This is a genomic window from Sporolactobacillus pectinivorans (genome assembly GCF_002802965.1).
GTDB lineage: Bacteria > Bacillota > Bacilli > Bacillales > Sporolactobacillaceae > Sporolactobacillus > Sporolactobacillus pectinivorans.
In genome coordinates this window covers 3,671,354-3,694,453 of record NZ_NXGA01000001.1, presented here as the reverse complement: position 1 = coordinate 3,694,453, position 23,100 = coordinate 3,671,354, and the positions used below count along the sequence as shown (strand labels likewise).

The 23,100-nt window shown below is 45.3% G+C and carries 21 protein-coding genes; 8 read left to right on the top strand and 13 right to left on the bottom strand.

Translation table 11 applies throughout. The features are described from left to right. Positions 1-41 precede the first annotated feature (41 nt). From COP04_RS18070 to COP04_RS18060, 3 genes are all read right to left on the bottom strand, one after another. Positions 42-782, bottom strand: coding sequence for an MBL fold metallo-hydrolase (locus COP04_RS18070; protein ID WP_100489298.1), 741 nt, complete (start codon positions 780-782; stop codon positions 42-44). 126 nt (positions 783-908) lie between these two features. After that, positions 909-2,537 carry an MDR family MFS transporter gene (locus COP04_RS18065; RefSeq protein ID WP_239984932.1) on the bottom strand — a complete coding sequence of 543 codons (1,629 nt, stop codon included), beginning with the start codon at positions 2,535-2,537 and terminating at the stop codon, positions 909-911. A gap of 2 nt (positions 2,538-2,539) precedes the next feature. After that, complete coding sequence (locus COP04_RS18060) at positions 2,540-3,019, bottom strand: MarR family winged helix-turn-helix transcriptional regulator (protein ID WP_100489296.1); 480 nt, start codon at positions 3,017-3,019, stop codon at positions 2,540-2,542. A gap of 816 nt (positions 3,020-3,835) precedes the next feature. Here COP04_RS18060 and COP04_RS18045 point away from each other — a divergent pair. Then, entirely contained in the window at positions 3,836-4,336 is a 501-nt protein-coding gene (locus COP04_RS18045; RefSeq protein ID WP_157800375.1) for a GNAT family N-acetyltransferase, read from the top strand. Between the two features lie 194 nt (positions 4,337-4,530). Here COP04_RS18045 and tlp read toward each other — a convergent pair whose 3' ends face one another. Both tlp and cynS read right to left on the bottom strand, forming a co-directional pair. Continuing rightward, positions 4,531-4,764 (bottom strand): small acid-soluble spore protein Tlp, encoded by a 234-nt coding sequence (tlp, locus tag COP04_RS18040; protein WP_100489292.1) that lies wholly within the window; start codon positions 4,762-4,764, stop codon positions 4,531-4,533. 85 nt (positions 4,765-4,849) lie between these two features. After that, entirely contained in the window at positions 4,850-5,293 is a 444-nt protein-coding gene (gene cynS, locus COP04_RS18035) for a cyanase (protein ID WP_100489291.1), read from the bottom strand. 223 nt (positions 5,294-5,516) lie between these two features. Between cynS and COP04_RS18030 the strand changes: the two genes are divergently transcribed. Genes COP04_RS18030 through COP04_RS18020 form a run of 3 tightly spaced genes read left to right on the top strand, consistent with a single transcriptional unit; the run spans position 5,517 to position 7,852 of the window. Beyond that, a complete protein-coding gene (locus COP04_RS18030) occupies positions 5,517-6,416 on the top strand; it encodes an ABC transporter ATP-binding protein (protein WP_100489290.1) in 900 nt (299 codons plus the stop codon). Beyond that, positions 6,413-7,219 carry an ABC transporter permease subunit gene (locus COP04_RS18025; RefSeq protein WP_100489289.1) on the top strand — a complete coding sequence of 269 codons (807 nt, stop codon included), beginning with the start codon at positions 6,413-6,415 and terminating at the stop codon, positions 7,217-7,219. The genes COP04_RS18030 and COP04_RS18025 overlap by 4 nt, the downstream gene beginning before the upstream one ends. Beyond that, positions 7,220-7,852: a TetR/AcrR family transcriptional regulator gene (locus COP04_RS18020; RefSeq protein ID WP_100489288.1), complete on the top strand. Its 633-nt coding sequence runs from the start codon at positions 7,220-7,222 to the stop codon at positions 7,850-7,852. It begins immediately after the preceding gene. Between the two features lie 66 nt (positions 7,853-7,918). Here the strand turns inward: COP04_RS18020 and COP04_RS18015 are convergent, their stop codons facing one another. After that, positions 7,919-8,911 carry a D-2-hydroxyacid dehydrogenase gene (locus tag COP04_RS18015; RefSeq protein WP_100489287.1) on the bottom strand — a complete coding sequence of 331 codons (993 nt, stop codon included), beginning with the start codon at positions 8,909-8,911 and terminating at the stop codon, positions 7,919-7,921. Positions 8,912-9,346: 435 nt separating this feature from the next. Between COP04_RS18015 and COP04_RS18010 the strand changes: the two genes are divergently transcribed. After that, positions 9,347-10,501, top strand: a complete 1,155-nt coding sequence (locus COP04_RS18010) for an epoxide hydrolase family protein (protein WP_100489748.1) — start codon at positions 9,347-9,349, stop codon at positions 10,499-10,501. Between the two features lie 433 nt (positions 10,502-10,934). On the opposite strand, the gene adhE is transcribed toward COP04_RS18010, so the two are convergent. The 7 genes from adhE to COP04_RS17970 all read right to left on the bottom strand — a co-directional run bounded on the left by adhE (position 10,935) and on the right by COP04_RS17970 (position 19,491). Beyond that, a complete protein-coding gene (adhE, locus tag COP04_RS18005) occupies positions 10,935-13,538 on the bottom strand; it encodes a bifunctional acetaldehyde-CoA/alcohol dehydrogenase (protein ID WP_100489286.1) in 2,604 nt (867 codons plus the stop codon). A 295-nt stretch (positions 13,539-13,833) separates the two neighbouring features. Continuing rightward, positions 13,834-15,024 (bottom strand): D-alanyl-lipoteichoic acid biosynthesis protein DltD, encoded by a 1,191-nt coding sequence (gene dltD / locus COP04_RS17995; RefSeq protein WP_100489284.1) that lies wholly within the window; start codon positions 15,022-15,024, stop codon positions 13,834-13,836. Beyond that, positions 15,021-15,263: a D-alanine--poly(phosphoribitol) ligase subunit DltC gene (dltC, locus tag COP04_RS17990; RefSeq protein ID WP_100489747.1), complete on the bottom strand. Its 243-nt coding sequence runs from the start codon at positions 15,261-15,263 to the stop codon at positions 15,021-15,023. The genes dltD and dltC overlap by 4 nt, the downstream gene beginning before the upstream one ends. A 36-nt stretch (positions 15,264-15,299) precedes the next feature. Then, positions 15,300-16,472 (bottom strand): D-alanyl-lipoteichoic acid biosynthesis protein DltB, encoded by a 1,173-nt coding sequence (gene dltB / locus COP04_RS17985; protein WP_100489283.1) that lies wholly within the window; start codon positions 16,470-16,472, stop codon positions 15,300-15,302. After that, positions 16,469-17,983 (bottom strand): D-alanine--poly(phosphoribitol) ligase subunit DltA, encoded by a 1,515-nt coding sequence (dltA, locus tag COP04_RS17980; protein ID WP_100489282.1) that lies wholly within the window; start codon positions 17,981-17,983, stop codon positions 16,469-16,471. Before dltA ends, dltB begins: the two co-directional genes overlap by 4 nt. A gap of 12 nt (positions 17,984-17,995) precedes the next feature. Continuing rightward, on the bottom strand, positions 17,996-18,142 hold the full coding sequence (dltX, locus tag COP04_RS17975; protein WP_100489281.1) for a teichoic acid D-Ala incorporation-associated protein DltX: 147 nt from the start codon (positions 18,140-18,142) through the stop codon (positions 17,996-17,998). A 134-nt stretch (positions 18,143-18,276) separates the two neighbouring features. Then, the gene (locus tag COP04_RS17970) at positions 18,277-19,491 is read right to left on the bottom strand and encodes a serine hydrolase domain-containing protein (protein WP_157800374.1); all 1,215 of its coding nucleotides are present in this window, start codon (positions 19,489-19,491) and stop codon (positions 18,277-18,279) included. A 321-nt stretch (positions 19,492-19,812) separates the two neighbouring features. Between COP04_RS17970 and COP04_RS17965 the strand changes: the two genes are divergently transcribed. The 3 genes from COP04_RS17965 to COP04_RS17955 all read left to right on the top strand — a co-directional run bounded on the left by COP04_RS17965 (position 19,813) and on the right by COP04_RS17955 (position 22,964). Next, a complete protein-coding gene (locus COP04_RS17965; protein WP_100489279.1) occupies positions 19,813-20,784 on the top strand; it encodes a hypothetical protein in 972 nt (323 codons plus the stop codon). A 102-nt stretch (positions 20,785-20,886) separates the two neighbouring features. Beyond that, positions 20,887-21,591: a response regulator transcription factor gene (locus tag COP04_RS17960; protein ID WP_100489746.1), complete on the top strand. Its 705-nt coding sequence runs from the start codon at positions 20,887-20,889 to the stop codon at positions 21,589-21,591. Further along, complete coding sequence (locus tag COP04_RS17955) at positions 21,570-22,964, top strand: HAMP domain-containing sensor histidine kinase (RefSeq protein ID WP_100489278.1); 1,395 nt, start codon at positions 21,570-21,572, stop codon at positions 22,962-22,964. Before COP04_RS17960 ends, COP04_RS17955 begins: the two co-directional genes overlap by 22 nt. Positions 22,965-23,100: the final 136 nt, after the last annotated feature.

The window sequence follows — 23,100 nt, the reverse complement described above, 5'->3', positions numbered from 1 at the left end:
TCGCAGGTGCCCCTTCTACCATTTATAATTGTTCAGTGCAATCACTGGGTGTCTGCAAGTTCTGCGAGCCGTTTATTCACATTTTCTTTGAACACGCCGCCATGGTAACAAATCACTGTGTCAATATCGTATTTCGTAAATTTTTTTATCGATTGTAGAGCTGTTGTCATATCCAGTGTCGTCCGGGGACTGGGGGGAAGGAGCGCTCCGTCCGCTGCCACAAGTGCATCTCCTGCGATCAGTGTTTTACTCTTTTGGTGGTACAAACTGATATGACCGGGCGTGTGGCCTGGTGTGAAAATAACAGTCATTCCTCCACAGTATGGCAATACTTCCCCATCCGTAATTGTTGTATCGACTTTTGCGGACCTTCGTGCACCGAACATCGTCTGTATTTTCTGACGCTGTTCTTCCGGAAGTGATTCAAGCATTTTGGCCATTCGCTCCGGGTTCATTTTAATCAGAGGTTTGTCGCCTTCGATATACGGCTTATCTTCTTCGTGTGCAAGGACTTCGATCTTCCTTCCGGCACCCTTAAGAATTTCCGGCAGACTGCCGATATGGTCGATGTCCTGATGGGTCAGAATCACTTTGTTCAGTTTGTCAAAAGACGCGCCGGCACTGGTTACAGCTTTGCGAATCTTCTCAAGCTGACCCGGGATTCCTGTGTCCACTAAGATCACCTCGTTGTCGTCCCAGATCAATGTTGGATGAAGCGCGCTTTGCCGTCCCATCATGTTCACTGTCAAGTCGAGTGCTTCTATACCATTTGCTATTTTCATTTCAGCGTAAAGCCCGGAATGGAGCTTTACAGCACCCCCCTTTTTCGTGATCGATAAATCTATACGACTGTCCGCTGCTTTATTCCTGTAAAATGTGCATGAATGCCGGACAAGCGTTTTGCTGAGTTAGGATGGCCGAGTACTTGTACTTGGTGCATCATCATTAGCGGAATCTTCCGAGTGAAAGTATTCCTTGCCTTTAAGCCCGATTTCCGGCAGAAAAAAGGTTCCGACGAAGCACAGGATGGAGAAAATCAAACCGAGCGTTAACAGATGTTGAATGCCATACGCAAGTGATGCTTTGACTGCATCCATCAGTTGAAGATACATCTGATACCCCGCAGAACCAAACTGTTTGAACTCGGCTGCAATGGATTTTTGTGCCTGAGCAGTTATGAGCGACTGCGGATTCAAGCCGGCCAGCTTACTTTTATACTGATGCAGAGAAGTTGGCAATGACGTACTCAGTTTGTTCGAAAACGCTTTGTTGAGTATGGAACCGAAAATCGGAGAGACAATCACGCCGCCGAGTGATTGCACGAACTGCTGTGTTGAGTTTACAGTGCCCATCATTTTGTAAGGGAACGCATTTTGCACCACCATATTCATCAACGGCATCAAGGAACCAATACCGACTCCAAGTATAACCATGTTTAAAACGACTGTGGACCAGGTGGTATGAACATTCATCTGGTTCAGCAAAAAAGAACCTAAGACAATCACAGCGCCGCTGCACCAGGCAAGATACTTGTAACGCCCTGTGCGCGACATGATTTGACCGGATGTCATACTGCCGACAATAAAGCCAATCATCATAGGCGACATGACCCATCCACTGTTTTGTGCGTTGAGCCCCAGCACGCCCTGAACATAAACAGGCAGGAACATGATACTGCCGAACATGGTCATTGCGATCAAAATGCCCAAAATCAGTGAAGTGTTAAAAATCCGATTTTTGAACAGAAGCGGATTGAGCAGCGGGTCTGTGGCTTTGCGCTCCCACAAAATAAAGAGTGCGAGTATAATCGCGCCGCCGATGAACAGTGTCAGTTCGATAGGAGATCCCCAGGCATATTTGGTGCCTGCCCAGGTAAACCCGAGCAGGATGGGGATGAGCCCGATAACCAGAAATACAGAGCCTAACCAGTCTACCTTGACGCGGTGCTCCGCTCGGACTTTTGGCAGCGTTACGATCACACCAATGATTGCCAGTACGGCAAATGGCAAGTTAATGTAAAAAACCCAGTGCCATGAAAAGGTGTCCGTAATCCAGCCGCCTATTGCCGGTCCGATGATACTTGAAATACCGAATACGGCCATCATTACGCCCATCCATTTGCCACGTTCTTTAGGTGTGAAAATATCACCGATCGTGGCGCGCGGCATGCTCATCATCGCTCCTGCGCCAATGCCCTGAAAAGCCCGTGCAAAAATTAATTCCATCATCGAATGCGCCTGGCCCGATATCGCAGAACCAACGCCGAACATAATCAGCCCAAACAAATAGAATGGTTTTCGTCCAAATACATCCGACAGCTTGCCATAAATCGGAATCGTCACCGAGGAAGCCATCATATACGCCGTGAAGACCCAAGCGTACAAATTAAAACCGTGCAAATCACCAATAATGGTGGGCATTGCCGTGGAAACAACCGTCTGATCCATTGACGAGAAAAACATAGTCAAAAGAACCGTAGCCAGTGCCCACCACTTTTTAGAACCTGTAATTTGGTTCGTCGTTTGAAACGAAGCCACATTTATCCCTCCAAATCTTTTCCTGATCCAATGACCGCCTGAACGTCCATTTCGGCAGAAATCGCCGCAAGTTTCTCCAAAGTCTGTACAAACGGAGTCAGTTCATCCGGTTCAAACTGGGCCAAGCAGTGCTGTACCATTTTTTTGCGGATTTTTAAAACGTCGTTCAGGGCATGCTCACCTTCCGGCGTGAGCTGAGTGATAACGACCCGCCGGTCATTTTTATCGCGCGTGCGGACAACCAGTCCGTGGTTTTCAAGCCGGTCGAGCATCACAGTGCCAGCACTCGCGCTCACCTCCATTTTATCAGCAAGACTTGAGAGACTGCACTGCTTCTCTTTTTGGATAAAACGCAGCATAAAAACCTGACTGGGAGTTAATCCCAGATGTACACGATGGATAAGTTTCGGTCCAAGGTTTTGCATCGTGGTGATCAAAGCCTGGTCAAAGTGCTCTGTAATTGCATCGATCCTGTGAGACATCAGATCACCTCCCTTTTTTGATTCCACAGCTTAATCGTTAGAGAATGAAATATTTATATCATTTAACTTTTATACTATATAAACAAATTTATGTTCCGTCAAGAAAAAAACTTTCAGCCGTTTAAAAAATAAAAAATATTATTCGGACGATTTGCTTTCTGATGAAATGTGCTTTCCATACAGCGATTTTTGCCCGATTGATCAGCGGGTTGGTGAATTACAGAAGTAGAAAGTTTTTTGAGAGACAGCATTCAGCGGGAACAATTTGTCCGGCGCCAAACAAATTAAAATCAGCTGCCAATATCTCGCCGCCGGTTTTAGAGTAATAGAAGGGATGAAGAATCAAACATTTATTATCAAAAATGAAATTATATTGGAAGGGTTATTTTAGAAGTGCCTGCTTGATCGCCCATGCCTGATGTTCGTGAAACATCAGAGATTTGAAATCACTGCCGCGACCCACTCCAGAAAATGATCCTTTTCTATCGGTTCCGGAACTTTTTCAAACATTTGCACAGTGTAAAAATGACCTTCGCCGAGCATGGGGCGGGAAACTGGAAATATGGATAGAAAATAGCGCTCTGCATGCCGGAGATAAACACTGCGAACCATGGTGGGCCCGGATCAGCACGAGCTCCGACCGCGTACGATCTTTAAAGATCACTGCGAGGCACCTTTGCACGGAATAATTTACTTTCGGCTCCTTAATGCCAAAAGTCTTCAATTGCGGTCACCTTCATCGATAAGATCTGGCCTTCCGGCAAACAATAAATTCATCATAGTAAAAACAGAATGATCCGTCAGGAGGCATTGTTTATGATTCGTTATGAACCATTAACAGAAAATGATGCAGCTGCCTATAGAAATCTTCGCCTGGAAGCACTGATGAAAAGTCCGGAGGCATTTGCTTCGGAGTATCCTGTTGAAGTTCAGTATTCGCTTTCCGATTTTGAAGAGCGCCTGTCGAGAGATCACGCGATTACAATCGGTGCTTTTGACGGCAAGAGTCTGATCGGCATTGTAACCCTAGTGAAGGAGATACTGCCGAAGATGCGCCACCGGGCAACGCTCGAAGCCGTCTATGTGAAGCCTGAATACAGGGGCCGGAGAATCTCCAGACAGATGATCGAGAAATTAACGGAAATTGCCAAAGATGAAGGGATTGTAAAGAAATTTTACCTTTATGTTATGGTGTCAAACGAACATGCAATCAGCGCTTATGAAAAGATGGGTTTTTCTATCTATGGTGAAGACAAAGAAGCCATGTGGGAGGGCGATCACTATGTTGACGAGTATCTCATGGCGAGGTTTATTTAATGAAATAAGACGCGATGCTCTGCAAATTTGTCAGCCAAGAGTTAAAGAAAGTGATCAAGAAAATTTTATGCTAGAAAATTTTATGAGCGATTTTTCGATTTTATGCATGACTTTCAATACTTATGCGCGATTACCGTATTATATAAACGGCGCCAACCATAAAATAGGTTGGCGCCGCGTCGTTTCGGCTCTGTTTAAAACTTTGCTGTTTTGCTATAGGCGGCCTCGTCTTTAATTTCTTCACGAAGGCCGTTAATGCTTTCCTCACGCCGCTGATTTTTATCGAGAATCTGCTGCTTCTCCTCTTTGCTCATTTCCTCGCCATGGGCTTTGATATAATCTTTGGCATCATCGATGTTCTGTAGTGTATGACCGATACTTCTTGCAATCTTATCAACATTGTCCGAACGATCATCCGGCTTAGCCATTGCAATCCCTCCTCGTAACAAGTAGTCGTTATTTTGCCACGGGACGGCGGAATTATGCGATTAAAGATGAGGGACATTGCCGGACTCAGAATGTTTTATATTTCAAAAATTTACCGTTCAGCGTGATCACAACGCGGTCACCGTGCGGGTCTTCCTTTTTGTCCAGATCCATCCTGAAATCGATTGCGCTCATAATGCCGTCGCCGAACTTTTCGTGGATCAGTGCCTTAATGGTATCCCCGTACACGAGGACAATTTCGTAAAGCCGATAAATCGTCGGATCGGTCGGAGGGACAGAAAAGTTAGTGCCGCGGAAAGGAATTGATTTCAGATCGTTTTCAGCTTCGACAGGCAGATTGAGTAGATCGGCGACCACTTTTGCCTGTTCAGGGCTTAAAGTCTGCTGACCATAAATAGCGGCCGTGCAAAATACTTCCGAACAGCCAGCTGCTTCCGCGATTTGCGCAAATGTGAGTCCCTTTTTTGCTTTAGCCTTTAAAATGGTCTGTGTTGCTTCTGAAAAAGCCATGATGAATTGCCTCCCGATTGTTGATTAGACTGGTCACAAAATCGTCACAATTGTTAACAAGTCAAGAATAGCACTCTGAAAGAAAATCATAGAAATAATGGCAGATGATCTGTCAAACTATTTGATGATCATTATTCGGCCAACCATTGACCCATTGGTCAATATATGCTATATTCATTTTGACCAGTGGGTCAATATCGATCGGAAGAGGAGATGACGGAGGATGCCAGTTATTGAGCTGAATCACATCAGTAAGAATTTTGGCAAATTTGCCGCGGTCAAAGATTTGTCATTGAATGTGGATGAAGGAGAATTTTTTGGCTTTATCGGTCCGAACGGCGCGGGAAAATCAACCACGATGAATATGATTTTGAATTTTATTAAACGCAGCGGTGGCAGTATCAAGCTGCTCGGTCAAGAGATGCCGGGAGCGGATGTGGCTGTGAAAAAAAGAATCGGCTATGTTCCAAGCGATGTTCGCTTCTATCCGCAGTTCCGTGTTCAGGATTTGGTGCGCTATACGCTGGATTTTCATCATCTGAAAGAAGACGAAAAAGAACTGGAAAGATACTGTGAACTGTTCGAGGTCGATTTAAAGAAAAAATTCGGTGATCTTTCACTAGGAAATAAGAAAAAAGTAGCGATCGTCTGCGCAATGATTCACCACCCCGAACTGTTAATCCTGGATGAGCCAACCAACGGGCTCGATCCATTAATGCATGCGCGGTTGTTTCGGCTGATGAAGGAGAAGCAGGAGCAGGGTGTCACTATTTTCCTGTCCAGCCACAATCTGAAAGAGGTTGAGGATTACTGTTCCAAAGTGGCATTTATCAAGGCCGGGCATCTGATGGGCGTGGAAGATCTGACGGCAATCAACAAAAATGTGAAAATCATTACTTTGAAAGGTGAAAATCTGCCTCTTGAACAGATGACAGCTATTGGCGGGAAGATTATAAAACAGGGGAAGAATGAGGTACGCTTGACATATGAAAAAGGACTGCCCTTGCTTTTTGAGACATTGTCCAAAATTGCTTCCGGGCTGGACGATGTGACGGTTGACAATCGCGACCTGGAAGAACAATTCATGTCGCTGTATGAAAATCAGGAGGCGGAAAGAGCATGACACTTTTCAGACTGGAATGCAAAACACATACAAAAACGCTGCTTGTCTGGGTGATTGTTGTTGCACTGCTGACACTGGGTCTTGTTTCTCTGTTCCCGTCCATAAAGGGCATGGGCCTGCAGCAAATGGATCTGAAGGCGATGCCGAAAGAAATGCTGAAGGCGTTTAACCTGTCAGATATGGCGGCGTTCGCTACAATTAAAGGCTATTTTGGGTATGAATTTCAATACGTGATGATCGCAACGGGTATTTTTGCGGCGATGCTCGGAACGAATGCTCTGTCGCGTGAAGAATCGGAGGGAACCATCAGCTATCTGTATGCCCAGCCGATTTCACGTGCTTCGATTGTTTCATCGAAAATGCTGGCGAATGCTCTGATCTACTCGTTCTACTGGATTGTATCTATGGTCGTTGCCTTTCTGGTCTGTATGATTTTTAAAGAATCCGCTGCCTCTGTCTCCGGCCTCTTTAAAGCCTTCGCTCAGCTGACTGTTGCCGGATGGGTGATGGGGCTGACGTTTCTTAGTATCGGATTTCTTCTGTCCTCACTGCTTTCATCAAATAAATCGGCGACATCCCTGTCACTCGGTCTCGTGTTCCTGACTTTTATTCTCGGCGTTGTTGGTAAGCTGAAGGATACATTTAAGACACTTGTTTATTTTTCGCCTGTAGATACCGCGCTGCCAAGCGCGATTTTCAAAACCGGTATCCAGTGGAATTATGTCTGGACCGATCTGATTGTGCTGACCGTATCCGTTTTATTGACTTTCTTGATCTACGGAAGGAAGGATCTGAAAGCGTAAATGGAAGAAACCAAAGAAAAGGCGATTCTGACAGCTGCCATTCATGAATTTGCTGTCAAAGGATTTGCGCAGGCGTCAACGAATCGGATAGCGAAGTCTGCCGGTGTGTCCAAGGGGCTTGTTTTTCATTACTATGATTCCAAAGAAAAACTTTTTGAAGAAAGTGTCGTCTATGCCATCCATTTTTCAATGGATGAACTGGATTATAACCAATGGGATTTTACGGGAAATGTCATCGGGAATTTTAAAAAGTACAGCGAACAGGAACTTCAGTTTTGTAAAAATTACCCGGATATCTATCAACTCGTTCTCACTGCCTTTACGAGGCCACCGAAAGAATTAACAGATAAAATGACAAAGCTGTTCAAAGAAATGGAGTCGCTGGTGCCTGAATTTTTCAAAAAAATGATTGATGGATTTGATCTGAAGGATAATGTCGATCTCGATACGCTTCAGGCTGTGCTGCAGTCCCATTATTACTACTATTCAAATCTGTCCCTGGGCTATTTAAAGCTTCATCCTGAAACAAAAATTGATGATCTCAGACCTTTCACCGATCAGTTTCTGGCCATGATTTCTATGAGCCTGAGAGGCTTGCTGAAAAATGAGGAAGATGTGTTGGACAGACTCTGAAAAAAGATGGATCAGTAGATAGAAAAAAGCAGCCGGATTTCGGCTGCTTTTTAAGTTTTTAAAAGGTCAGTTGCGAACCTGATTGTCACTTGTCCCAGTTGTGAGTACATCAACGACGCTGTTCAGCCCGCCTTCGACAATGTTCTGAATGGCTGTTGTTGTGTAGAAGCCAATGTGAGGCGTCAGAACAACCTGATCCAAATCAATCAGTTTCTGCAGGCGCTGGTCATCAGTGCCTTTGTCACTCAGATCCTGATTAATAAAACTTTCATCTTCAAAAGTATCCAGTGCGGCCCCGGCAATTTGATGATTTTCAAGTGCATCGATCAAGTCATCTGTAGCCACCAGGCCACCCCGTGCAATGTTGATCAGAACAGCATCTTTTTTCATCAGCTTCAGTGTGTTTTTATTGATCATATGGGCCGTTGTGTCCAGAAGCGGTGTGTGGAGGGAGACAATGTCCGCTTCCTTCAATACATCTTCAAGGGTCGGACGATAATCAAGCAGGCTGTTTAATTTACTGTTCGGATAATAGTCAAATCCGATGATCCGCGCGCCCAGACCTTTAAAAAGTTGAGCGGCCGTTGCTCCGATTCGTCCGGTGCCAACAATACCGACAGTCAGCGAGCGTATTTCACGCGAGATTAAGCCGCTCCAGCGAAAATCATGGCGCTCGATCCGTTTACTGAACTGGGGGATGTGGCGAACAAGCTGCATCGCCTGGGTAACAGCCAGCTCAGCTACGGCATACGGAGAGTATGCGGGAACATTGGTGACAATTAATCCGTTTTTCTCCGCCTCATTTAGGTCAATCATATCGAATCCGGCTGTGCGTGTTGCGATCTGCCGAATACCGTATTCTTTCAGTTTTTTATAAACTTCGGGATTGTCAATGGAAATCGTCTGCTGAATGCAGATACCATCGTATCCCTTGACTTGTTCCACAGTGTCAAGGGAAAGAATATCAGGACTGGTATCGACTTTTATTTTATGCTGCTCCGACCATGAGCGAATAGTTTCTTCCTCATCTTTAATTACATGAAAGAGCAATATGTTCATTATATATATCCTCCTTTAAATGAATACAGCTGTGAATTCATTCACATTCAGTTTAGAAGAATTTTGTCTGACTGTAAACGATTCCAGTTTAAAGCATTGATGTGTTTAAGGAGAAAAGCGGCAAAGTCAATGATTAACCGGGCTGTCTGATCATGCAGTATCGCAGGAGATACGGACTGAACAATGGATAAATCCAGTCATGGATGGCGTTTTTTTATTTTGCGTCATAGGATCATCGTTCCATTCGTTTTAAGTGCGAAAATAACAGCAGGTTAGCGTGGGATTTTCTTTATAAAAGGTTTGGAATCGGAATGGATAGTGTATTTATAATGTGGGGGAAGGCAGTGAATGTTTCTTGGGAGCAAGAGAATGAACCACAGAGCGTTCCAAGTTGTGAAGTTTCAGGAAAATAATTTTATGTACAGGGGGGAGACCATGGCGGTAAAACCTTTTCAGATTCATGTTGAACAATTCGTTCTTGATGACTTGCGTTCTCGCCTGAAGAAGACAAGATGGCCTGATGCTGTGAAAGGATCAGAATGGAACCGGGGAACCAGCCTTGAGTATTTACAGCAAATTACCGATTATTGGATTGATGATTTTGACTGGCGCGAGCAGGAAAGGCAACTCAATGAATTCCAACAATTCAGTTCCGATGTTGACGGGGTAAAGCTTCATTTTATTCACGAACGGGGACGCGGGCCGAAACCCATGCCTCTGATTCTGACTCACGGCTGGCCAAGCTCTTTTTTTGAGATGACGAAAATGATTCACTTACTTTCCGATCCGGCAGCAAACGGAGGTGACGCAAATGATGCCTTCGATGTCGTGGTTCCATCACTTCCCGGGTGTGGATTTTCGCAGCGCTCAATCCAGAAGAGCATGACTTTGGAGGCCATTGCAGATCTCTGGGCGCAGCTTATGGTAAGCGTGCTCGGTTATCATCGGTTCGGGGCTCACGGAGGAGACATCGGAGCGGGTGTTTCCACAAATCTTGGGCGCCGGCACCCGGAGAAGATCATTGGCATTCATATTACGGCCGTTGCCAGTCCTTTTCTTGGCCCGGAGGCTGCTCCGCTGTCATCCGCGGAAAAAAATTACTTGTCTCAAATTAGACTATGGGAGAAAGAGGAGGGGGCCTATGAACATCTGCAGGGCACCCGCCCGCAGACACTCGCTTACGGGCTGAACGATTCACCAGTAGGTCTGGCTGCTTGGATTATCGAAAAATTCAGAGCCTGGAGCGACTGTGGAGGTAATATCGAGCAACGTTTCAGCAAAGACGAGTTGCTGACGAATCTGACCATTTATTGGGTTACTGAAACCATTAATTCTTCCATGCGCTTGTATTACGACCACCAACATCGGAAGGGGCCCGACCAGTCGCCTCGCTGGGTCGAGGTACCTACCGGAGTGACTTTGACAGTTGAGCCTGTGAATCGTGCGCCGATTGAATGGGCGAAACGCACATACAATGTGCAGCGTTGGACTGAACTGCCGAAGGGAGGTCACTTTGCCGCTTTTGAGGAACCTGAGCTCCTTGCCGAGGAGATCCGAGCATTTTTTCGTCCACTGCGTAAACAGATTTAATCGTGGATGCCACCAAAAATAAAGTCTTAATGTTCTATTTATAGGCTGCTATAAGAGGCATTAAGATTAATGGTCAGAAATATGGAGGAGTCCGATTTTGTAGAAACTTCTAGAGTATTGGATAAAAATTCCTCGAATTTACAAAAGAGCCTTTTTGATCGCAATCGAGCTTTATTACTGGCTATCTGCTGGTGACAGGTCTGAGGCGCTTGATCACAGAAATCCTTTTTACGGTCTCCATAGCTGCCGTTTTTGCACTTGTCGTTCTGGCCGCCATATTTATGAAAGCCGGAGAAAATGATGGGTGAAACGACGGACGAGCTTAAAGGGAGAAAGATGTCATTTCAAATTGCTATGGAAGTGTTTGAGAAATTAACGAAAATAATAATGTACCCTTCCTCAAGGAGGAAGGGTACATTATTTCAAACAGGCTTCAGACGCCTTTGAATGCCTGGCGGTAAATGTCGGCCAGTTCAGGTACGAGCGGCAATTTGGGGTTTGCCGTCGTACACTGGTCTTCAAAAGCGTGATCCGCGAGCCGGTCAACAGCTTTTTCAAAAGCTTCTTTGCTGACGCCGTTGGCTTCGATGCTCGTTGGTATGTTCAATTCTTTTTCCAATTTAATGATCGCCTGAACCAGATTTTCGACGCCTTCTTCTGTGGTTTTGCCGGGAACGCCGATAATCCGGGCGATTTCTGCATAACGTTCGTCAGCGATAAAGTGGCGGTATTTCGGGAATGCAGCGAACTTCGTCGGCTTTTTCGCATTGTAGCGGATGACATGAGGCATCAAAATCGCGCAGCAGCGGCCATGAGCCAGGTGGAATTCATTGCCGAGTTTGTGTGCCAGGCTGTGATTGATGCCAAGGAAAGCATTGGAAAAAGCCATACCGGCGATCGTTGCGGCGTTATGCATTTTTTCTTTAGCCAATTTGTCGTTGCTGTCCTTATAGGAACGCGGCAGATACTCGAACACCAGCTGAATCGCTTTGATGCAGAGCCCGTCGGTAAAATCATTGGCCATGTTGGAAACGTAAGCTTCAAGCGCATGCGTCAATACATCCAGACCTGAATCCGCAAGCACACGCGGCGGCACGGTCATCACGAATTCGGGATCGATGATCGCAACATTTGGCGTCAGTGCATAATCGGCAAGCGGATATTTCATGTTATTTTCCTTGTCGGTTATAACCGAGAAAGAGGTAACTTCCGATCCGGTACCGGATGTTGTCGGAATGGCAACAAATTTTGCTTTCTGACCAAGATTCGGAAACTTGAAAACTCGTTTTCTGATATCCAGGAATTTCTGTTTCAGACCGAAAAAGTCGGTTTCCGGGCTTTCATAGAACAGCCACATCCCTTTGGCAGCATCCATTGCCGAACCGCCGCCCAGCGCGATGATTACATCCGGTTCAAATTTCCGCATCATTTCTGTGCCCTTCATAACTGTTGCCACGGACGGATCCGGTTCTACATCCGAGAAAATTTCGTAGTGGATCGGGTTCGGGCGCTTTCTCAGAAAATAGAGGACGCGGTCGACATAGCCGAATTTGACCATGCCCGGATCGGTAACGATAAATGCGCGCGAGATGTCCGGCATCTGTGACAGATATTTGGTTGCGTTTTTTTCAAAGTAGATTTTCGGTGGAACTTTAAACCACTGCATGTTGTTTCTCCGATTGGCCATTGTTTTGATATTGATCAGGTTCGCCGTGCCGACGTTCGTTGATACGGAGTTGCCTCCGTATGTGCCGCATCCGAGTGTAAGCGATGGGATGAAATGGTTGTAGATATCGCCGATCCCGCCAAGAGAAGACGGTGCATTAACGATGATCCTGCCGACTTTCACGCGCCGGGCGAATGCATCAAGCACCGACTGATCGTTTGAGTGGATGACCGCCGAATGGCCGCTGCCTCCAAAGGCAATCATTTCTTCAGCGCGTTTAAAGCCTTCCTCTGTTGTTTTTGCTTTATAGCAGGCGAGAACAGGGCTGAGTTTTTCACGCGACAGCGGCGACTCTGGCCCCACTGTCTTCAGTTCGGCAATCAGCACTTTTGTATCTTCCGGGACAGAGACACCCGCCAGCCCGGCGATGAACGCGGCCGGCTTGCCGACAATCTGCGGATTGACCGCGCAGCGCCGCTCATCAATGACCAGTTTTTCAACTTTTTTCTTCTCTTCAGCATTTAGAAAATAGCACTTATTGCTGATCAGTTCCTGCTTCACTTCGTCGTAGATCTGCTGGTCGATGATAACAGCCTGTTCGGATGCGCAGATCATTCCGTTATCAAAAGTCTTGGAGAGAATCAAGTCATTGACCGCCTGCTTAATGTCTGCGGTTTTTTCGATATAGCAGGGCACATTACCCGGACCGACGCCGATCGAAGGTTTCCCGGAACTATATGCCGCCTTGACCATACCGGGGCCGCCTGTTGCCAGAATGAGCGAGACGCCCGAATGATGCATCAGCATCTGCGTCGCCTCAATCGACGGTGTTTCAATCCACTGGATGCAGTTTTCCGGGGCGCCTGCTTTGACAGCGGCGTCGAGGAGAATCTTTGCCGCAGCGCTGCTCGATTTCTGGGCCGACGGATGAAATGCAAAGATAATCGGATTTTTGGTTTTGATCGAGATCAGCGATTTGAACATCGTGGTTGATGTTGGGTTGGTGACAGGTGTGACGCCGGCAATGACGCCGACAGGTTCCGCAATCTGGACAATTTCCTCATATGGATCTTCGGCAATGACGCCGACCGTTTTATTGGCCTTAATCGAGTTGTAAATGTATTCGGTTGCAAAAATGTTTTTAATAATTTTATCCTCATATACACCGCGCTTTGTTTCATCAACAGCCATCTTTGCCAGCCTCATATGCTGATCGAGACCTGCAAGTGCCATTTGCCGGACAATTTCATCAATCTGCTGCTGATCAAGAGGGCGAAATGCTTCGGCAGCCGTTTGCGCGTTGGCGACAAGCCGGTCAATCGTTATTTCCAGTGATTCAGACTGATTAAGATTTTTTTCTTCAATTGCCATTATTTTTTCCTCCTTAGTAAGGGTATAAAAAATGGTAGAATACATTGTGAATTTTTTCACATATATAATTTAATTGATTTTCGAAAGTTAATCAATAAAAAAGTAAGCGCTGACATAAAATTTTAATAAATCGGTGAACATTTTGTGAAAACGTTTTATTTTTAGTCTCATTCTTTTATCTATTTCTTCACCGTTATTTCTGTCAGCCATGCGATCAATCATGGATAAATTAAGAGCGCGATCTCTTTTCTGAAAAAAGGCCGCGCTCCAAAGTTTGTGTGATCTGTAAATACATTTATGTTTTTTCATTATAGAAATTTTCAATCGCCTGATCAATATATACCCATCCTTCAGGTCCGATATGCATGGTGTCCTGAAGGAAGTACGGCTCGCTGTCGAAACGGGTGAAATCGGCCAGCTGGAATCCGTTGCTGCGGACTTCGTGTGCTATTTTTTCGTAGCAGACCTCCCTCGTTTTTAAGGAAACACCTGTATAGTCATACCATGCTCCGTTAAAAGGTACGGAAATGAAAAGAGCGCGGATATGTTTTTCTTTTAACAGATCGAGGACAAGCTGAAGATCTCCGTATTCGGGTGACTGGCTATAGTTCTGGTTGGCGTAATAATTTTTATAACGTGCCAGTCTTCCCTTTATTGATTGTGCATAAAGCGTATTGTCAATGTGAAACGGATTTGAATTCGTCATCGTTTGCGTTTCTCTTCTTGCCGACTGCAGCAGCTGTTCCCAACTTTTCCCTCTTAGCTGGGGATCCGGATTCTGATATTGAGATTGGTAGTAGTTGGGCGTGATTTGATACATTTGAATCAGGTCATGCAGTGTCAGTATCTTATATGATATCCAGCCTCTGATTGAATTTCCGAACTGTGTCAGCAAGGAACTGTGCCCGGAAAAGGCAATCCCATTGAGCAGTGGCGCAATTGTTCCGTCGTTGCGTATAAAACTGAATTGCAGGAGCCGGCGGGCAGCTTTTTCTTTTAAGCTGCGGTCCATATTGTTCGTAAAAATGAAGTGATACACCTGCTCCTTTGAAAAATTAGGTGAAAAATGCAGCGTATCAAGCCCCGTACTGTTGAACCATTCCGGAGACAATATAAAAACAATTTTACGGTTTCGCAGTGAATCTGCGGTAGATGCCAGGTTCAGAAAGTGAACGAGGGAATACATACCGCCCCTGCCGATCAGAAACGGGGTAAACCCGTCCGGCGCAATCTTAAAATAGTTGGTTGGATGATACTTGTCCAGCCTGTGGAGTTCCGACGAACCATATATGGGCAAATAACGCTGACTGTCAATCATTTTCTGCTGCATCAATATACCCTGAAAGATGTGCGGATCAAGACTTGAAGCAGCCTTGCTGACATCGTTTTTGCTAATCATTGCTTCTTCCAGACTGGAGGGCATGAAGACGATGAAGGCGGCAATGACAGAGGCCAAAATCATCGGGCCAAATCTTGGCTGTCTCATTTTCGTCCGGCCAATTCGTTGATGATCCTGTTTGGAGTTGACCACTGATCACGATTGAATTCGGAAATCGGAACTTTAATCTTCAGACGGTTTTCAACTTCGACGAGCAGGGAAATAGTTGCGAAGGAATCCATCAGCCCCTCATCAAACAGATGGATGTCCAATTCATCTTTAACTTCATCTGATTCGCAGACTTCCGCGAGAATATCCAATACAGTATCTTTAAAAGCTTGTGTGATTTCAGCCACGCTGATCAGCCACCTTTTTTGAAATTTTTATTGCCACAGAAAGTTAAGTCTTCCGGAGAAAATGAGAAAACTGAAACAGATTACGTGAAAAGTGATAACCACTGAGAGTGCATGAATCCATTTGTTGTCTTTCGGCCAGATCCGATGTTTTTTATTAAACCGGTCGAATCGATTAAATGAGATAAAGACAGCAGCATGATAGATTCCGTATATAATGTATTGCGGCAGGAAACCGTGCCAGAATCCCATGACCAGAAAGTTAAGTGCCAAGCCAAGGTCGGATATCAGATACCGGTTTTTTATCCATTTATTTTTAATCGCCGTATAGACAAAGCGCATGTAGATGAAATCGCGAAACCAGAATGACAGCGTCATGTGCCAACGATTCCAGAAGTCCTTAATGTTGCGGCTGAGAAACGGTTTGTTAAAGTTCTCCGGTGTCCGAATCCCCATCAGGTAGCTGAAACCGATCGCAAACTGGCTGTATCCGGCGAAGTCGAAAAATAGATACATACTGTAGGCATACATATACATCCAAATGCTGAATACGGTATTCGGTTCCAGTGCGAGTGAGCCGATCCAATATTTGTTGACCAGATAACCGATAATGTATTTATACAGAAAGCCTAGAAAAATTTTATTCAGGCCCTGATACAGAAGCGTTCTGTATTCTTCTCCTGACGGAACCTTTTCAAGATCCTTTTCAAACCGGCGATAGCGGTCGATTGGCCCCGATGAAATAGTCGGAAAGAAAATAATGAATCTAAGAAAATGGCGCAGGGGAACCTCCTGCAGCAGTCCGTCACGAATGTCCATAATGATCTGTATTGACTTGAATGACACATAGGAAATACCGAGAAAACCAATAAAGTTTAACATCGGCACATCGGCTGACAGTTTGACAAGAAAGAGCGGCACGATGGCCAGAACAATTGCTGTGTAAAAATAACCGGACCGATTGCTCTTCTTGCTGAGTGTCAGATAACTTTTGACGAGAACCGTCTGCCAGATCAAAAAAGCAATCAGTGAAATGAACTGAGACGGCTGTCTATAGAAAACCAGGATGATCATAAATATAGCAATGATGTCGCTGTAAATGCCAATCCGCTTACCCAGCAGTCCTGCCACAATAACCGGAATAAGCAGTGCTCCAGCTACCAGGAAAAATTGGAAAGAAGCATAAGGAATAAAAGAGTTCATTGGACAGCCTCTTTGAGCAAAACTTTTCGATCCACTTTCCCATTTGCAGTCATAGGCAAAGATGATTGAAAGATAAATTTCCGTGGCAGCATGTAGTCCGGCAAAAAGCGTGCCAGTTCATTGCGGATCGATGAAGAAAGCTGATAATTTTTTTCAAAGGGGTTGTTTTTGGCAACAACGAAGCTGATCAGATGATCGTATCGCTCCTCTTTTTTTACCGGAATGACAACAGCCTGCCGGACGTAGCGGCACGAGGCCAGAGCGTGTTCGATTTCTCCCAGTTCCATCCGGAATCCGTGAATCTTGATCTGACTGTCCATTCTTCCGTGATAATACAGCAGACCGTTTTGCAGCGAGCCGATATCGCTTGTATGATAGGCGCGCTGGCCTTGAATGATGCCGAAGGCCGCCTTTGTTTTTTCCGGGTCACCTAAATAGCCCTTGCCGACGCTCGGTCCGCAGATCACGATCTCTCCTTTTTCTCCCTCAGGGACCTGCTGTCCGTTCACATCAAGAATACGGATAGCACAGTCTGATTTACAACGTCCCACAGGAAAAGGATGGCCGGATGCGGCCATCTCCTTGCTGATTGTGATGCTTGTCACTGCAACCGTCGACTCTGTCGGCCCGTATGTGTTGATAATTTTTGCTCTCGGAAACCGCTCATACAGATTTCTGGCGACATGAACCGGCAATGTTTCCCCGCAGAAAAGAAATGTATGCAGCTCAGGCATCATTTGTTCGGAAAAAGAAGGCTCCATCAGGCACATTTCAGCAAACGAAGGTGTTGACGTCCAGACATTGAGCCCTGAAGAAGCAAATGTCTCAAACAGTTCGGCCGGTCTGGCGATCATTTCTTTGTCGACCGTCTGCAGCGTACCTCCGGTTGTCAGGCAGGGGTAGAGGTCCATCACGGACAAATCAAATGAATAAGGGGCCTGGTTTAGAAAAATTTGCTTTTCTGTCAAGCCAAAGTCACTTTGGGCCCATGAAACAAAACTGGCTAATGCGTCTTGTGGTATCTGGACACCCTTGGGTTTTCCGGTACTTCCCGACGTGTAAATAATATAAAAAGTATCATTGCCGGCGACTTCTGATTTACCGTCAGGAATTTGGTTTTCATAGTCTTTAAGAATGCCTGCCAGTTTATCCGGATCGACAACATTTTGGGAAAGAAAAGGAAGCAGTCCAGGTTCCTCACTGAATATAAGTCCGGCTTCTGAGCTCTCCGCAATGAGCAAAATACGTTCGGCAGGGATAGCCAGATCAACGGGAATATAGGCATGGCCTGATTTAGCGCAGGCGAGGAAGAGAATCGGCATCTCAGGCTGCATGTGCCCATGAATGATGATAGGTGCCGAATCATTCACGTATGTCTCCGCCAGCCAGCATGCAAGAGCATCCGACTTTTTTTTCAGCTCGCGGTAAGTCAGGCTTTTTCCTCTCCATCTATAACATGTTCTGTCCGGCGACTGTTCGGCCCACTTTTCGATTTGCTGCAGTAGATTCATCATGATCACTCCTCAGAATTCATTGTAAATAAAGGTTCCCGTGTGGGCAGCGGCGAAACCGTAGATAATAATCAGTCCCAGTATAATTGCAAGATAAAAAAAAGTTTTTAACACCCATTGTATCAGCGGCTGATCATAGCATTGAATCAGAAACTTCATTAGAAAAACCTCCTGGTCATAAGATGCTGCTGCATCCGCTATATACGGAAAATGGCCATACTTGTTTTATAAAAAAAATCTGTGGGAAATGTTCCTCAAAGCATCAGATCTTTTTTATTGAGTCTTATTGAGTCTTATTGAGTCAATGTACTGAAAATCATGCTGTTAGCTTTTCCCAGATCCATGGCTGGATTATTGATATTCATCAACAGCACGACATAATTTTCCCCATCGGCTGAAAATGCGTTGCTTCCGTTCCAGCCGGCAAGCACACCGTGATTGGAGTAAACGTGATTGCCCCATCCTTCTCGATTGATATACCAGCCAAGGGTATATTTCACGTTGCTGAAGTGGCGGGTGAAAATCATCTGATAGCTTTTGCGCGATACCAGACGGGAGGTCGAAAGAGCATGATCAAACAGATACATGTTCCATGCAGAAGCATAGACATCACCGCAGCCGAGCAGCTGGGTAAAAGAAGGAAGCCATGTTGTAGCATAGACAGGGCCACGGCGCGCATAAGCAATCGAAGCATAAGGAGATTGCTGCATCGCTGTACCAAAGCCAGCATGCTGCATGCCGGTCGGCTGAAAAATATGCTGCTGTATATAATGGTGCAGAGATTCGTGATCGACAGTCATACAAATTTTGTCAAGGATAGCGGCAAGCAGTGCGTAATTTACATCTGCATAGGCATACTGGGTGCCCGGTTTCGACAATAGCATGATATTTGCAGCAGCGATGTGGCTGACAAGCTGATCTCTTGTCATGCTCCTTGCGGTTTCAACATGCGGGTGGAGTCCTGACATGTGGCAGAGTAAATCAATCATCGAAATGTCTCTCCCGTGCGGGAATCCGGGATAGTATGCAGAAACCCGGCTGTTAAAAGAAATCAGCCCCTGTTCCTGCATCTGCATAAAAGCAACGGCGGTCACAGATTTTGTCATTGAGCCGATATAATATTCCGTTGATGGAAGATTAGGCGCTTTTAAACGCAGGTTGCGGAAGCCATAACCTTTGTCGAGAACAACTTCACCATGGCTGACGACGACAGCGGATCCGGAAAAACCAATGCGATGCAAATAGTTGTCGATAGCTGCTCTTTTCTGATTTAACTGGCTGACTTTCAGATCATTTTTGGCTTTCAGATCACTTTTTTTATCCGGATGAGAAGTGATTTCCTTTTTTTTAAGGCTGTAGTCTGTTAAAGCACTTGTGTGTTTTTGCTGCGGTGTCATCAATGTAATTGACCCATGGTACGCGCGAAAAACGATCCCGCCTACTAGCATGCAGATAAGCAGAAAAAAACTGATCACAAGAACTGTTCCAGAGGGCCTGGTGCTTTTCATCATTGAAAACTCCTTAATAACTGTCACTGATGGTTGGAAGCCTGCAGCAATGAATTACAGGCGTTTTGCTGAACGATGGAATCACATTATAGTATAAGATAAATTAGGTCTACATGTTGAAAAGCTGTCTCTTTTTGGCTGATCGTAACCGTTTTGTTACCACTTCCGGACGAGATTGCTTCTATGATAGACAATGGAGAGGTTTATGTGATTGCCTGGGAATGCGGCTGCTTTTCTAATTTTATTCGAAACTGTTAGAAACAATGCCGTTGAAGTCCGGCTATCCAGTGTTTTGAAATGGAAAATTTGGGAGTTTGCTTTATGCCTTTTACGAGAAAATATTTCATTGCTCTGTGTTTACTGCTTCTTCCCGTCCTCACAGGCTGCCAAATCATAACACAGCCCTCGTTGCTTATGAAACAGCCCAGACTGCCTGCGGCGAAGAGCCGGATGCTGTATGACGTCGGAAAAGCGATACCGGAGCATGCCACTTTAATTGCCCCTGCACGATCAGCGGAAAATGAAAAAATCACAATTTCCTATCTCGATGACACGGGTAAGCCATATGTACTTTTTTTCTATAAAACCAACCATCATCAGATCCATTTTGCTGTTCTGAAGGAAGTCAAAAAAGGCTGGCATAAAATCTTTGATGAACAAACAGAGGCTGACAGGATTTCACGGCTGAGAATCGTTAATGCCGGAGAAAGCGGGAAGCAGGATATCCTTGTCTATTATCGAAATGATTATGAGAATGAGCTGAATGTATATACAATGAACGGCCGCATGAAATTGCTCTTACAGTTGCCGGTGCAAGGGGTGGTCGCCGGCGATCTGAATGGTGATTATCAGCCGGATCTTGCACTTCTGGTACCCGAATTAGGACAGAAAAAAGCCGAAATTATCGTTTATCAGATGAACGCGCAGAATCAGCCTGTGATGATCGGCAATACATCAATCAATCAAACGACAAATTCCCGTTTTCAGATGAGTATCGGGCAACTCAACTCTGGTAAAAGCGTATTGCTGATCAGCGGAGCCTTCCGAAGTAAATCGAATACAAAAGTATTTTTCAGCAACGGCAGATTGATTTCTGTTCCGGTTCAAAGGGATCCGGCGGAACTGAAAAAACCTGTTTTCCGATTAGGTCTGGGAACTTTCGAGGAAGCAGACGGATCATTTATGTGTGATGCAAATCATGCACTGGGTGCTTCCGATTTTATGAACCGGTTTGCTGCCGGATCGTGTAATCTGATACAAAATGACTGGCTCAAAAATAAAAGCGGAAACTGATCAGAAACTATAGTAAACAAATTTCATGACATTAGTATGGTAAAGTAGTAATAGTCGAATTGGATTGACGGGGAGTACGCTTCTGTGATCGAGGTGAACCGAATGAATAGAGTATTAGTTGTGGAAGATGAAAAATCAATATGCAGTTTTATTTCATTGAATCTCAGGCATTCAGGTTACGACGTAATCGAAACGGATACAGGGGAAAAAGCGTTGGATGAATTGCGGCGGGATCCTCGGATTCGGATGATTCTTCTGGATGTTATGCTTCCTGGTATCAATGGGTTTGAAGTGTGCCACAGAATAAGAGAGAGCAATCCGGATATCGGCATCATTATCCTGACGGCGAAAATTCAGGAGGAGGACAAGGTCAGGGGGCTGAAGACAGGGGCGGATGACTATATTACAAAACCTTTTAGCCCTGCGGAAATGCTTGCCCGTGTCCAGGCACTTCTGAGAAGAATGGATCTTGAGCGAAAAAAACGCGATCAAAATAATGGAATCATTCGTTCTTCCCTATTCACGCTGTCTTTAGATGATGAACAATTTTATAAAGGGGACGAGCTGATTGAGCTCACGCCGACAGAATTTGAACTGGTGAAAGTCTTGATGGAGAATGAGAACAAACTCCTGAGCCGCAGAGCGCTTCTAGAATCCGTCTGGGGGAAAAATTTTGTCGGTGACATGAAGATCATTGATGTCAATATACGGCGCATCCGTCAGAAAATAGAAGACGATCCGTCCAGTCCCCAGTACATTGCAACGCATTGGGGAAAAGGGTATATATGGACTGGAGAAAATCAATGATCAAACGAGTCGTTCTTTCCTTTATGGCTATTATTCTGCTGACTCTTGCGCTTGGCGGAGTCACTTTTGCGTTTGCCGTCCGTCATTATTTTTATAGCGGAGTCGCGCAGGTTCTTCTGAACCGCGCGGAAGCATCGGACGCTTTGTACGGCCAATTTAGCGGTAATGTCCGGATTAACAGATGGGGCAGCCCCTTTATGGAAGCACTGGACAGTTTCAGGGCCCGAAATGCATTGGTCGAAATACTGAATCCGGAAGGCGATTTGATTGCTTCATCGTCAGGGCTGACTGAGACAGCACGTGTTCCGCTCAACAGCCGGATTATTAATGGAAAAGAAACGTCAAGAGTTGAGCGGTTTCCCCGGACGGGGGAAAAAGTGATGGCTGTTTACTATCCGGTTCAGATTATGGGTAAGCCTTATATTATAAGATACGTGTCTTCGCTGTCCGGAATTGATCGCGAACTGATGCTCATTTATCTGGGAACATTCGTCTGCGCAGTAGTCATTGCGGCCCTTGTTTTCTTTATCAGCCTGAGACTGGCTAAATCAATTGTCACGCCGATTCGCCATATTATCAGTGCATCCGAAGAGATGGCATCAGGAAACTTCAACCTGCGCATGAAGGACCATTACAGTGATGAACTCGGTGTCCTCGCTAAAACACTGAACACTATGGCAGAAGAGATTCAAAAAAACGACAAATTGAAAAACCAGTTTATTTCATCCGTTTCGCATGAACTGCTGACCCCGCTTACAGGAATTAGAGGCTGGAGCGAAACCATGATAATCAATCATACACTTAGTCCCGCTGAGTTAGAGGAAGGACTTAATGTAATTAAAAGCGAATCGGACCGGCTGCAGATTATTGTAAGAGATCTGCTCAATTTTTCAAAATTACAGGGAAATAATATCAAACTGAATCGGGCAAAAATGGATATTGGTGTATCAGTCAGGCAGTCCGCGGCCTCGCTGCAGATCAAAGCGGCAGAGAAGAGATGCATCTTGGTGACAGGTGAAAACGGCAGGCTGTCTTTTACTGGCGACAGTATACGTCTTCAGCAGGCCATTGTTAATCTGATCGACAATGCAATTAAATTCGCAGATGATGGTTCACGGATTTCCATCGATTATTATGAGGAGAACCATCAAGTGATCATAAATGTTAAGGATAAAGGAATAGTCATTGATGAAAAGGATCTGCCCTATCTTACGGATGCTTTTTATCAAGTGCGCGCCAATGGCAGGGGGTCGGGGCTTGGACTTGCTATTTCAGATCAAATTGTCAGGCTGCACGGCGGGAAACTAACTATTACAAGCAATAAACAGGAAGGAACAATTGCTACGATTCGGCTGCCTGATTATCACTGTTAGTTGATTGAACAGTAAACGGAATCTGTGAGCCACTGTTTAGGAAAAAACCAGTTAAGGCAGCCGGATGTTGGCTCGAAACGTAAAACTGGAATGCAGAAATGGGGCGTTATTTTCTCATCTTTTGTTAAATAATATT

What these genes read in the sequence shown, in the direction of transcription:
- COP04_RS18070 (WP_100489298.1), bottom strand. Translation starts at nt 782, where the DNA reads ATGAAAATAGCAAATGGTATAGAAGCACTCGACTTGACAGTGAACATG.
- COP04_RS18025 (WP_100489289.1), top strand. Translation starts at nt 6,413, where the DNA reads ATGACACTTTTCAGACTGGAATGCAAAACACATACAAAAACGCTGCTT.
- COP04_RS18030 (WP_100489290.1), top strand. Translation starts at nt 5,517, where the DNA reads ATGCCAGTTATTGAGCTGAATCACATCAGTAAGAATTTTGGCAAATTT.
- dltA (WP_100489282.1), bottom strand. Translation starts at nt 17,983, where the DNA reads ATGAATCTACTGCAGCAAATCGAAAAGTGGGCCGAACAGTCGCCGGAC.
- adhE (WP_100489286.1), bottom strand. Translation starts at nt 13,538, where the DNA reads ATGGCAATTGAAGAAAAAAATCTTAATCAGTCTGAATCACTGGAAATA.
- COP04_RS18020 (WP_100489288.1), top strand. Translation starts at nt 7,220, where the DNA reads ATGGAAGAAACCAAAGAAAAGGCGATTCTGACAGCTGCCATTCATGAA.
- COP04_RS17965 (WP_100489279.1), top strand. Translation starts at nt 19,813, where the DNA reads ATGCCTTTTACGAGAAAATATTTCATTGCTCTGTGTTTACTGCTTCTT.
- dltB (WP_100489283.1), bottom strand. Translation starts at nt 16,472, where the DNA reads ATGAACTCTTTTATTCCTTATGCTTCTTTCCAATTTTTCCTGGTAGCT.
- COP04_RS18015 (WP_100489287.1), bottom strand. Translation starts at nt 8,911, where the DNA reads ATGAACATATTGCTCTTTCATGTAATTAAAGATGAGGAAGAAACTATT.
- tlp (WP_100489292.1), bottom strand. Translation starts at nt 4,764, where the DNA reads ATGGCTAAGCCGGATGATCGTTCGGACAATGTTGATAAGATTGCAAGA.
- COP04_RS18060 (WP_100489296.1), bottom strand. Translation starts at nt 3,019, where the DNA reads ATGTCTCACAGGATCGATGCAATTACAGAGCACTTTGACCAGGCTTTG.
- COP04_RS17960 (WP_100489746.1), top strand. Translation starts at nt 20,887, where the DNA reads ATGAATAGAGTATTAGTTGTGGAAGATGAAAAATCAATATGCAGTTTT.
- cynS (WP_100489291.1), bottom strand. Translation starts at nt 5,293, where the DNA reads ATGGCTTTTTCAGAAGCAACACAGACCATTTTAAAGGCTAAAGCAAAA.
- COP04_RS17970 (WP_157800374.1), bottom strand. Translation starts at nt 19,491, where the DNA reads ATGAAAAGCACCAGGCCCTCTGGAACAGTTCTTGTGATCAGTTTTTTT.
- COP04_RS17955 (WP_100489278.1), top strand. Translation starts at nt 21,570, where the DNA reads ATGGACTGGAGAAAATCAATGATCAAACGAGTCGTTCTTTCCTTTATG.
- dltX (WP_100489281.1), bottom strand. Translation starts at nt 18,142, where the DNA reads ATGAAGTTTCTGATTCAATGCTATGATCAGCCGCTGATACAATGGGTG.
- COP04_RS18045 (WP_157800375.1), top strand. Translation starts at nt 3,836, where the DNA reads ATGATTCGTTATGAACCATTAACAGAAAATGATGCAGCTGCCTATAGA.
- COP04_RS18010 (WP_100489748.1), top strand. Translation starts at nt 9,347, where the DNA reads ATGGCGGTAAAACCTTTTCAGATTCATGTTGAACAATTCGTTCTTGAT.
- dltD (WP_100489284.1), bottom strand. Translation starts at nt 15,024, where the DNA reads ATGAGACAGCCAAGATTTGGCCCGATGATTTTGGCCTCTGTCATTGCC.